This window comes from Frigoribacterium sp. PhB118 (assembly GCF_003751725.1).
Classification (GTDB): Bacteria; Actinomycetota; Actinomycetes; order Actinomycetales; family Microbacteriaceae; genus Frigoribacterium.
The window spans coordinates 748,528-759,014 of record NZ_RKID01000001.1 but is presented as its reverse complement, the minus strand read 5'-3'; the positions used below and the strand labels follow the sequence as shown (position 1 = coordinate 759,014).

10 protein-coding genes are annotated in these 10,487 nt (G+C 72.2%); 4 read left to right on the top strand and 6 right to left on the bottom strand.

The window, feature by feature from the left end:
• Window positions 1–45 precede the first annotated feature (45 nt).
• The 3 genes from EDF21_RS03465 to EDF21_RS03455 all read left to right on the top strand — a co-directional run bounded on the left by EDF21_RS03465 (window position 46) and on the right by EDF21_RS03455 (window position 4,128).
• Entirely contained in the window at window positions 46–1,482 is a 1,437-nt protein-coding gene (locus tag EDF21_RS03465) for a GuaB1 family IMP dehydrogenase-related protein (protein WP_123570294.1), read from the top strand.
• A 157-nt stretch (window positions 1,483–1,639) separates the two neighbouring features.
• Window positions 1,640–3,091, top strand: coding sequence for a hemolysin family protein (locus EDF21_RS03460; RefSeq protein ID WP_123570293.1), 1,452 nt, complete (start codon window positions 1,640–1,642; stop codon window positions 3,089–3,091).
• Window positions 3,088–4,128 (top strand): hemolysin family protein, encoded by a 1,041-nt coding sequence (locus EDF21_RS03455; RefSeq protein ID WP_056046041.1) that lies wholly within the window; start codon window positions 3,088–3,090, stop codon window positions 4,126–4,128. Before EDF21_RS03460 ends, EDF21_RS03455 begins: the two co-directional genes overlap by 4 nt.
• Window positions 4,129–4,253: 125 nt before the next feature.
• Here EDF21_RS03455 and EDF21_RS03450 read toward each other — a convergent pair whose 3' ends face one another.
• Both EDF21_RS03450 and EDF21_RS03445 read right to left on the bottom strand, forming a co-directional pair.
• The gene (locus EDF21_RS03450; protein ID WP_123570292.1) at window positions 4,254–5,399 is read right to left on the bottom strand and encodes an NADH:flavin oxidoreductase/NADH oxidase; all 1,146 of its coding nucleotides are present in this window, start codon (window positions 5,397–5,399) and stop codon (window positions 4,254–4,256) included.
• On the bottom strand, window positions 5,396–6,031 hold the full coding sequence (locus EDF21_RS03445) for an HAD family phosphatase (RefSeq protein ID WP_123570291.1): 636 nt from the start codon (window positions 6,029–6,031) through the stop codon (window positions 5,396–5,398). The genes EDF21_RS03450 and EDF21_RS03445 overlap by 4 nt, the downstream gene beginning before the upstream one ends.
• A 68-nt stretch (window positions 6,032–6,099) precedes the next feature.
• Between EDF21_RS03445 and EDF21_RS03440 the strand changes: the two genes are divergently transcribed.
• Window positions 6,100–6,933 (top strand): ADP/ATP-dependent (S)-NAD(P)H-hydrate dehydratase, encoded by an 834-nt coding sequence (locus EDF21_RS03440; RefSeq protein WP_123570290.1) that lies wholly within the window; start codon window positions 6,100–6,102, stop codon window positions 6,931–6,933.
• A gap of 104 nt (window positions 6,934–7,037) precedes the next feature.
• On the opposite strand, the gene EDF21_RS03435 is transcribed toward EDF21_RS03440, so the two are convergent.
• The 4 genes from EDF21_RS03435 to EDF21_RS03420 form a co-directional block, all read right to left on the bottom strand.
• Window positions 7,038–7,730 carry a YceI family protein gene (locus EDF21_RS03435; protein ID WP_123570289.1) on the bottom strand — a complete coding sequence of 231 codons (693 nt, stop codon included), beginning with the start codon at window positions 7,728–7,730 and terminating at the stop codon, window positions 7,038–7,040.
• Window positions 7,731–7,931: 201 nt separating this feature from the next.
• Window positions 7,932–8,735 carry an amino acid ABC transporter ATP-binding protein gene (locus EDF21_RS03430; RefSeq protein ID WP_123570288.1) on the bottom strand — a complete coding sequence of 268 codons (804 nt, stop codon included), beginning with the start codon at window positions 8,733–8,735 and terminating at the stop codon, window positions 7,932–7,934.
• A complete protein-coding gene (locus EDF21_RS03425) occupies window positions 8,732–9,574 on the bottom strand; it encodes an amino acid ABC transporter permease (RefSeq protein WP_056046032.1) in 843 nt (280 codons plus the stop codon). The genes EDF21_RS03430 and EDF21_RS03425 overlap by 4 nt, the downstream gene beginning before the upstream one ends.
• Window positions 9,575–9,600: 26 nt before the next feature.
• Window positions 9,601–10,431, bottom strand: coding sequence for a transporter substrate-binding domain-containing protein (locus EDF21_RS03420; RefSeq protein WP_123570287.1), 831 nt, complete (start codon window positions 10,429–10,431; stop codon window positions 9,601–9,603).
• Between the last annotated feature and the right edge of the window lie 56 nt (window positions 10,432–10,487).

Genomic DNA, 10,487 nt, shown 5'->3' with positions numbered 1-10,487 from the left:
CGGCCGGTCCTCGGCGGGACGACTCACAGGGATTACCGTGGACCCATGCGGTTCTACGAGACGACCCCCACGCACGATCTGACCTACTCCGACGTGTTCCTCGTCCCGAGCCGGTCGTCGATCACCAGCAGGCTCGACGTGTCCCTCTCCCCGGGCGACGGCACCGGTGCCACGATCCCGATCGTGTCGGCCAACATGAACTCGGTCACGGGCCCACGCCTGGCGGCGGCGCTGGCGCGTCGGGGCGGCCTCGGTGTCCTGCCGCAGGACATGCACCTCCAAGACCTCGACGCCGCGATCCGTTGGGTCAAGGACCAGCCCGTCGACTACGACACGCCGTACTCGCTCGACGCGGGGCAGACCGTCGAGCAGGCGCTCTCCGTCGTCCCGGCCGTCGAGGGCCACGGCATCGTCCTGCACGACGGCACGGGGGCGTACCTCGGCTGCATCGCCACCTCGCGCCTGGCGACGGCCCCGCGCGACGCGGTGCTCGGCGACCTGCTGCACGGCGCCCTGACCTCGCTCGACGCGGACGACGTCGACAGCCCCCGCGACGCCTTCGACCGCATGGTCGCGGCCGACATCCACTTCGCGCCCGTGCTGCGGCACGGTCGGGTCGTCGGCACGGTGAGCCGCAAGAGCGCGCTGCGGTCGACGATCTACCAGCCCGCGGTCGACGCCGACGGTCGGCTGCGCGTCGCCGCGGCGGTCGGCATCAACGGCGACGTCGCCGGCAAGGCGAGGGCACTCGCCGCCGCGGGCGTCGACGTGCTCGTGATCGACACGGCCCACGGCGACCAGGACGGCATGATCCGGGCCGTCAGGGCGGTCTCGGCCCTCGGCCTGGGCCTGCCGATCGTCGCCGGCAACGTGGTCACCGAGGAGGCCGTCCGCCACCTCGTCGCGGCCGGCGCCTCGATCGTCAAGGTCGGCGTCGGGCCGGGCGCCATGTGCACCACCCGCATGATGACGGCCGTCGGCCGTCCCCAGTTCTCGGCCGTGCTCGAGACGGCCGCCACCGCCCGTGCCCTCGGCGCGCACGTCTGGGCCGACGGCGGGGTGCGCTACCCCCGCGACGTCGCGCTCGCCCTCGCGGCGGGTGCGTCGTCGGTGATGATCGGATCGTGGTTCGCCGGCACCATCGAAGCGCCGGGCGAGCTGGCGAGCGACGAGCGCGGCCTCTACAAAGAGAGCTGGGGCATGGCCTCGACCAAGGCCGTGCGCGGTCGCTTCGAGCGCCTCGACCCCTACGAACTGGCCCGCAAGACGCTCTTCGCCGAGGGCATCTCGTCGTCGAAGATCTACCTCGACCCGCTGCGTCCCGGAGTCGAGGACCTCCTCGACATGATCACCTCGGGCGTCCGCAGCTCCTTCACCTACGCGGGGGCTCGGTCGGTCCCCGAGTTCGCCGAGCGAGCGCTCGTCGGCGTCCAGTCGGCGGCCGGCTACGAAGAGGGCAAGGCGCTCCCCGTCAGCTGGTGAGACGGGGCCGAGGTCGCGCGACGGAAAGCGTGCACGTGCCGTAAGATCTCCCGTCTATGGATGACCCTCCGTCTCAGACGACCGCACCCACGCACCATCGCACGCCGCGCCTCCTGACCTCGGGCGCCATGCCCTCCGAGCGGGGTGACGGAACCCGGTGAACGAGTGGATACTGCTCGCCTTCGGCCTGCTGCTCACCGTGGGCACCGGACTCTTCGTCGCCAGCGAGTTCTCGCTGGTGAACCTCGACCGGTCCGACCTCGAGGCCCGTCAGTCCCGAGGTGAGAAGGGGCTCGCCCCGACCATCGGGGCGCTGCGCATCACGTCGACGCACCTGTCGAGCGCCCAGCTCGGCATCACACTGACGACCCTGCTGACCGGCTACACGATGGAGCCCGCGATCTCGCGCCTCCTGTCGCCGCCGCTCACCGCGGTCGGCGTGCCCGAGGGGGTCGTCGCGGTCGGTGCCCCGATCGTCTCGATCGTCGTCGCGACCCTGCTGTCGATGATCATCGGCGAGCTCGTGCCCAAGAACTTCGCCCTGGCCCTGCCGCTGAAGACGGCCAAGCTGGTCATCCCGTTCCAGGTCTTGTTCACCACGGTCTTCAAACCCGCGGTCGCCCTGCTCAACAACACGGCCAACGCCGTGCTGCGCGCCATGGGCATCGAACCGAAAGAAGAGCTGTCGGGTGCCCGGACGGCTGAAGAGCTGTCGTCGCTGGTGCGACGCTCGGCCACGGAGGGCAGCCTCGACCGTGACACGGCGACCCTGCTCGCCCGGACGCTCGTGTTCAGCGACCACACCGCGTCCGACGTCATGACCCCGCGGCCCCGGCTCTCGACCGTCGCGCGCGGCGACTCCGCCGAGACGGTCCTCGAACTGGCGCGACGCACCGGATACTCACGGTTCCCGGTGACCGACGACGGCATCGACGACGTCGTGGGCCTGGTCCACGTCAAGCAGGCCGTCTCGGTGCCGCGCGAGAAGCGGGCCGACGTGCCCGTGTCCGCCTTGCTGACCGATGCCGTCCGCGTCCCCGAGACGATGACCCTCGACAACCTGCTGGGCGAGGTGCGGGGTCGCGGCTACCAGATGGCCGTCGTCGTCGACGAGTACGGCGGGACCGCCGGCGTCGTCACCCTCGAGGACCTCATCGAGGAGCTGGTCGGCGAGGTCAGCGACGAACACGACCGCAGCCGGGTCGACGTCGTCCGGTCGCGCAACTGGCTGACCTTCCCCGGTCTGCTGCGTCCCGACGAGCTGCTCGAGCGCGCCTCGGTCAAGGTGCCGGAGGACGGCCCCTACGAGACCGTCGGCGGCTGGCTGATGAGCGAGCTGGGCCGCCTGCCCAAGGTCGGCGACGTGGTCGAGACCGACGACGGCGCGTTCCGCGTCGAACGGCTCGACGGCCGGCGCATCGATCGCATCCGCTTCACTCCCACGCCCGACGACGTGGTCGAGGCCACGGGGACCGAGCCGGGCCGCCGCGACGGGCGTGACGAGCGCGACCGGTCGGGCCGACGCGACCCGAAGGTGCTCCCCGAGAAGGTGCGCACGGGCGTCGAGGACGACCGTCGCGCGGTCCGCACGAAAGAGGTGACCCGATGAGCAGCGACTGGTGGGGCATCGTCTGGCTCGTCGTGTTGCTGGCCGGCAACGCGTTCTTCGTGGCCGCCGAGTTCGCCGTCATCTCGGCTCGTCGTTCGCAGATCGAGCCCAAGGCCGAGGCCGGCAGTCGCGCGGCGAAGACCACGCTGTGGGCCATGGAACACGCGACGATGATGCTCGCGACGACGCAGCTCGGCATCACCATCTGCTCGCTGCTGATCCTCAACGTGTCCGAGCCGTCGATCCACCACCTGCTCGAGGGGCCGCTCGCCTGGACCGGGCTCAGCCCCGAGTTGGTCAGCGTCGTCGGCTTCGTCATCACGCTCGTGCTCGTGTCGTTCCTGCACGTCGTGTTCGGCGAGATGGTGCCGAAGAACATCTCGTTCTCGCTCCCGGACCGTGCCGCCCTCCTGCTGGCCCCGCCGCTCGTGGCGATCGCGCGCGTCCTGCACGTGGTCGTGCTGGCCCTCAACCACTCGGCCAACGCCGTGCTGCGGGCCTTCAAGGTCGAGCCGAAGGACGAGGCGACCAGCGCCTACACGGTCGACGAGGTCGCGACGATCGTCGCCCAGTCGCAGCGCGAGGGCATGATCACCGACGCGACCGGCACGGTGCGCGCGGCGTTCGAGTTCACCGAGAAGACCGTGGCGCAGACGGCCGTCCCGATGGCCGAGCTCGTCACCCTGCCCGAGGACGCCACGCCGCACGACGTCGAGCGGGCGGTCGCCCAACGCGGCTTCTCGCGGTACGTGCTGGTCGACGACGGCGGCGACCCCACGGGGTACCTGCACCTCAAGGACGTCATCGACCTCGACGAGGACGAGTTCGCCGACCCGGTGCCGCCGAAGCGCATCCGTCAGCTGATCTCGATCTTCCAGGGGACCGAACTCGAGGACGCCCTGGCGACCATGCGCCGCAGCGGAGTCCACGTCGCCCGCTCGTTCGACGAGACCGGTGCCACGCGCGGCGTGCTGTTCCTCGAGGACATCCTCGAAGAGCTGATCGGCGAGGTCCAGGACGCGACCCGGCGTCGCTGAGCGAGCCCGCGCAGACGACGCGACCCGCGCCTCCTGACCCCGAGGGGTGAGGAGGCGCGGGTCGCGTCGTCCGGGACCGTCACGGCCCCCGGGCGGCTGGCCGTGCTCGGCCGGCCGCGCCCGGTTCAGTGCGCGCGGAACGGTGCCCGCTGGTACTGCGGCGGCGTGTAGTCGAGCTCGATCCCGAGCTCGGCCGCGGCGCGGAGCGGGAAGTGCGGGTCGCGCAGGAACTCGCGCGCCATCAGCACGACGTCGGCCTGGCCACTGGCCACGACCTCGTTCGCCTGCTCGGCGCCGACGATGAGGCCGACGGCCCCGGTCTCGACGCGGCCCTGCGTCCGGACGTGCTCGGCGAAGCGCACCTGGTAGCCGAGGCCCACGGGGATGCTCACGCCGGCGACGAGGCCGCCGGTCGAGATGTCGAACAGGTCGGCGCCGGCCTCGTGCGCCCAGGCCGCGACGGTGGCGGTGTCGTCCTCGTCCCAGCCGCCGTCGGCCCAGTCGGTGGCCGAGAAACGGACGAGCAACGGGTACTCGTCGCCGACCTCGGCCCGGACGGCCGCGACGACCTCGAGCAGGAAGCGCGCACGGTTCTCGAGCGACCCGCCGTACTGGTCGTCGCGCGAGTTGCTCAGCGGCGAGAGGAACTGGTGCAGCAGGTAGCCGTGGGCGGCGTGCAGTTCGATCAGTTCGAAGCCGGCGTCGATCGAGCGGCGCGCGGCGACGCGGAACGCCTCGACGAGGTCGCTCACCGCCTCGGTGGTCAACGCGACGGGCTCGTCGTAGCCCTCGAAGGCGACGGCCGACGGGGCGACGGTGGTCCAGCCGCCCTGTTCGGCGGGGACGGTGCCCTGCGTCTCGCTCCACGGGCGGAAGGTCGAGGCCTTGCGGCCGGCGTGCGCGAGCTGGACGCCGGGCACCGAACCCTGCGAGCGGATGAAGGCCGTGATCGGGCGGAACGCCTCGACCTGGGCGTCGTTCCAGAGACCGAGGTCCTGCGGCGAGATGCGACCCTCGGGTGTGACCGACGTGGCCTCGGCGATGACCGCACCCGCGCCTCCCCGGGCGAGCGAGCCCAGGTGGACGAGATGCCAGTCGGTGGGGACTCCGTCCTCGAGCTCGGCCGAGTACTGGCACATCGGCGCGACCCAGAGGCGGTTGCGGAAGGCCTGCCCGCGCAGGGTGATGGGGTCGAAGAGACCGACGGGGGAGTCGGAGGGGGTCGTGGGGGCGGGTGCCGTCTGTGCTGCGTTCGTCACGAGTGTGGTCATCGCCTTTCGGTGGGGAGGGTGGCGAGCCCCTCGACGAAGCGTCGGAGCGGCTCGGGCCCGGTGAACAGGTGCCCGATGATCCCGAGCGCCTGGGCGGCCTCGACGTTGTCGGACCTGTTGTCGATGAACACCGTGTCGGCGGCCGTTGTTCCGAGTTCGGCGAGGACGTGCTCGAAGATCGTGGCCGACGGCTTGAGGTCGTCGAGTTCGGCGCTGACGAAGACCTGCTCGAACAGCTCGCCGAGGGGCGAGTGCCGGAACGGCGACGCGAAGTCGAGACCGGCGTTCGAGAGGATCGCCAGTCGCGTGCCGCCGTCGGCCAGGTCGGCGATCACCTCGAGCGTGCCGGGCTCGGGAACGAACCACGACGGGAAGTCGGCGGCCCAGAGCTCGTGCACGCGGGTGCGGGTCCAGTCGGCGCCCGTGTCGGCCGCGATGGCCCGCCAGTACGCCCCGGCGCTCAGCGTGCCTCGGTCGAGGGCGTGGCGGTGGCGACCGTAGCTGGGCCAGAGCACGTCCGGGTCGACGCCCGCGAGCTCTTCGAGGCGGCGGCGCGACGCGTCGTCGGGGAACCGCGCGATCACCTCGCCGTAGTCGAAGACGACGGTGCGGCCGGGGAGTGAGATGCTCATCGACCCACCGTATCGGCGGGCGCAGGCCGGGCGGGGCCGGGCGGGGCTCGGCCGACTACCGTCGGGGCGTGACCTCCGACACCCGCTTCACCGACTGGACCCCCTCCGACGCCGCCGACCAGATCGCCGTGCCGGCGGTCGACGACGACAAGTACAGCCGAGGCGTGCTCGGCGTCGTGACCGGCTCGAGCGCCTACCCGGGCGCCGCCGTGCTCGGCGTCGAGGCCGCATTGCACACCGGCGTCGGCATGCTGCGGTACCTGGGCCCCGCCCGCGCCTCCGACTTCGTGCTGCACCGTCGGCCCGAGGCCGTGACGAGCCCGGGTCGCGTGCAGGCGTGGTTGCTCGGCTCGGGCGTGGACCCGGACCACCTCGACGACGAGACGCGCGACGGCTTCGCGACCGGCGCCTCCTCGGGGCTGCCGCTCGTGCTCGACGCCGGAGCGCTGTCGCTCCGCGAGCAGGCCACCGGGCCGGTGGTGCTGACGCCGCACTTCCGCGAGCTGGCGAAGGCCTCGGGCCGCGAGGTCGCCGACGTGGCCGCCGACCCGGCCGGTGCCGCCGAGCGCGCGGCCGGGGAGTGGGGCTGCACGGTGCTCGTCAAGGGCCACCGCACGTACGTCGCCTCGCCCGGCGGCACGCGCCTCGTCGCCGCCAGCGCGCCGACGTGGTTGGCCACCGCCGGCGCGGGCGATGCGCTCGGGGGAGTCCTGGGGGCCCTGGTCGCGACGCACGCCGACGAGATCGCCGCGGACGAGGAGGCGCTGGCCCGGTCGGCCGCGACCGCTGCGGTGCTCCATGGCCTCGCGGCCTCCCGGGCGGGTGCCGGCGGACCGTTCACGGTGCTCGGCCTGGTCGACGCCCTGCCCGCCACGATCGCGGAGCTGTTGCGCCGGGGCTAGCCCGGCCCAGGCGCACGGCACCACGAGTTGAGCGTCGCACCGCCGAGATCGGCGGTGCGACGCTCAGGTCGTGGTGCGGCGCTCGACGCGCGAGCGCCCGGGACTCAGGAGGCGGGGGTCGCCGCCACGAGGAACTCGACCGTTCCCTGGTCTTCGACCTTGACGAAGCCGAGGCTCGGCGCGTCGACGCCGTAGTCCGAGAAGGTCACCGGGATCGACCCGCTCACCTGGACGCCGTCGCCCGACAGGGCCGCCTGCAGGGGCACCGTGACGGTCTTCGTGACGCCGTGCATGGTCAGCTCGCCGGTCGCGTCGACCTTGGCCACGTCACCGTCGGAGGGGACGGCCGCCTCGATCGGCTGGGTCAGCGTGAACGTGGCCGTGGGGTACTTGTTCACCTGCATGGCGGTGCCCCGGAAGTAGTCGTCGCGGTTGCCGCTGTCGGTCGCGATCGAGGCGACGTCGACGTCGATGGTTGCGGCCGAGATGGTCGTCCCGTCGACGGTGATCGTGCCGGAGACCTGGTCGGTCTTGCCGACGACGGTGACGTCGGTGCCGTTCAGCACCTCGTCGACGCGGTAGCCGGCCGTGCTGCCGTCACCGATGCTCCAGTCGCCTGCGAGCTGGCTGGGGTCGAGCGTGCTCGACCCGGGGGTGAGGGAGGCGGTGGGCGCGGCCTCGGGTTCGCCGACGATCACGTCGCGGTAGAAGGCCGGCCCGGCGAAGGCCGCGGTGGCCCCCAGGACGACGACGACGGCTGCGGCGACGCCGAGCCCGATCTTGGTCTTCTTCTTCATGGTCTTCGTCCTTCGGAGGGGTCGGCGTGACGCGCGGCGAGTCCACGGGGCTGAACCGATGGTGACGTGTCTCCTTCGCAAGAACCTGGGAGACGCAGGTGAAGACGGTGGGCGCCCGAGCGGGCCGAGTCGGACCGGGCCCGGGTCCAGAGCTGGCCCTGGCCCGGGGCCGGTGCCGGGGCCGGTGCCGGTCGATCCCGGTCAGTGAGCGGTGAACCGCGTGAGGAACTCCTGGGTGCGCACCTCGCGGGGGGCCGTGAAGAGCTGCGCGGGCGGACCCTGCTCGGCGATCCGGCCCCGGTCGAGGAAGACGACCCGGTCGGCGACGTCGCGGGCGAAGGCCATCTCGTGCGTCGCCATGAGGATCGTCGTGCCGACCTCCTTCAGCGTGCGCACGAGGTCGAGCACCTCGCCCACCAGCTCGGGGTCGAGAGCGCTCGTGATCTCGTCGAGCAGCAGCACGGCGGGTCGCGGGGCGAGGGCCCGGGCGATGGCGACCCGCTGCTGCTGTCCGCCCGAGAGGCGGTCGGGGTAGGTGCCGGCCTTGTCGCCGAGACCCACGCGCGTGAGGACCTCGAGGGCACGCTCGTTCGCCGCGGCCTTGGGTTGGCGCAGCACGTGGCGACTGGCCAGGGCGACGTTGTCGAGCACGGTCAGGTGCGGGAAGAGGTTGAAGTGCTGGAAGACGACGCCGATGCGGGCCCGGACGGCGTCGACGCGCACCCGGGGGTCGGTGATGTCGTCGTCGCCGAGCACGATGCGTCCGTCGTCGATCTGCTCGAGCAGGTTCACGGTGCGGAGCAGCGTCGACTTGCCCGAGCCGCTGGCGCCGATCAGCGCCACGACCTCGTCCCGCGCGACGTCCAGGTCGATGCCGTCGAGCACGACCGTGTCGCCGAAGGACTTGCGGACCCCTTCGAGGCGCAGCACCGTCTCGGGGCCGAGGGCTGCGGGGGTGACGGGCACCGCGCCTCCTGGGGTGGGGTCGGGGGTGGAGCTGCTCATACGACGCTGCCCGCCTGTTCGCGGCGACGGAGGCGCGCCGACAGCCAGTCGGTCAGCCAGATGGTCGGCAGGGCCAGCAGCACGAACAACAGCCCGGCCAGCACGTAGGGCGTGAAGTTCGCCGCGGTCGCGGTCTCGATCTGGGCGGCGCGGACGGCGTCGACCGCCCCGAGCACGGAGATGAGGCCGACGTCTTTCTGCATCGAGACGAAGTCGTTCATGAGGGCGGGCGTGACCTTGCGCAGTGCCTGCGGGAACACGACGAGGCGAAGGGTCTTGGCGTGGCTGAGGCCGAGCGACCGGGCCGCGAGGCGCTGCGACGGGTGGACGGCGTCGATGCCGGCGCGGATGACCTCGGACACGTAGGCCGAGTAGGTGAGGACCAGCGCGATCGTGCCCCAGAACTCGGCGGGCAGGCGTGGGATGCCGAGCCCGAGGCCCGGCACGCCGAAGCCGACGAGGTAGAGCACGATGATCAGCGGCATGCCGCGGAAGAGGTCGGTGTAGCCCCGCACCAGCGCCCGGACGGGGAAGAAGACCGGACCCCGCAGGGTGCGCAGTGCCGACAGGACGGTGCTGACGACGGCCACGCCGACGGCGGCGACCAGCAGGACCCGCACGTTCAGCCAGAGGCCCTCGATCACGCGGGGCCACGCCGACGCGAAGGTGGCCCCGTCGAGGAAGCTGAACTGCACTCGGGACCAGCCGGGCGTGCTGGTGACCGCCCACCACGCGAGTGCGGCGAAGGCGACCGTGCTGACGGCGGCGATCACCACGGAGCGGGTCGACTGTCGTCGACGGAAGGCGCGCCGGTCGAGTTCGAGGTCGCTGACGGCCACCGGGCCGGCCGCGACCGTACGAGGCGCTACGACAGCTCTTTCACGTCGTAGTCGGCCAGCCACTGCTTCTGCAGCTCGGCGAGCGTGCCGTCGGCCCGGAGGTCGTCGACGGCCTTCGTGACGTCGGCGGTCAACGAGCTGCCGAGCGGCAGGACGATGCCGAGCTGGTCGCTCGCCCCGTCGGTGGCGGGCAGCTGGCCGAGCACGACGCCGCCCTCGACGAAGTACGTGGCCGTGGGGACGTCGAGCACGATGGCGTCGACCTGGCCGGCCTCGAGGGCCGCCTTGGCGTCGTCGTTCGAGTTGTAGGCCTGGACGCCGCCCTCGGGGTCGATGGCGTCCTCGGCGGCGGTGAAGCTCGTCGTGCCGCTCTGGGCGCCGATGGCGAGGCCCTTCAGGTCGGCGATCGAGGTGGCGTCGGCCGCGGAGGTGCCGGGCAGGGTGACGACCGCCTGGCGCGTCTCGTAGTAGGCGGGCGAGAAGTCGACGGCCTTCTTGCGCTGGTCGGTGATCGAGAACTGCTGCAGGTTGAGGTCGAAGGTCTTCGGCCCGGGGGCGATGGCCTCGTCGAACGTGGTCCGCACCCAGACCACGTCGGAGTCGTCGTAGCCCAGCTTCTCGGCGACCGCGTAGGCGACGGCGGCCTCGTAGCCCTTGCCCGAGGTCGGATCGTCGTCCTCGACCCAGGGGCCGTAGGCCGGTTCACCCGTCGCGACGGTGATCTTGCCGTCGGTGACCGGAGCGACGGCCGCCCCGTCGGCACCCGCGCCCCCGTCGGACGAGCAGGCGGCGAGCGACCCGGCCAGCACGAGGGCGGCGGCGGTCGCGACGAGTCGGAGGGAGGCGGGTCTGCGCATGAGAGGGATCGTAGCGGCGACCGCGGACGTCGGCCGACGCATGACGCCCGGCGTCG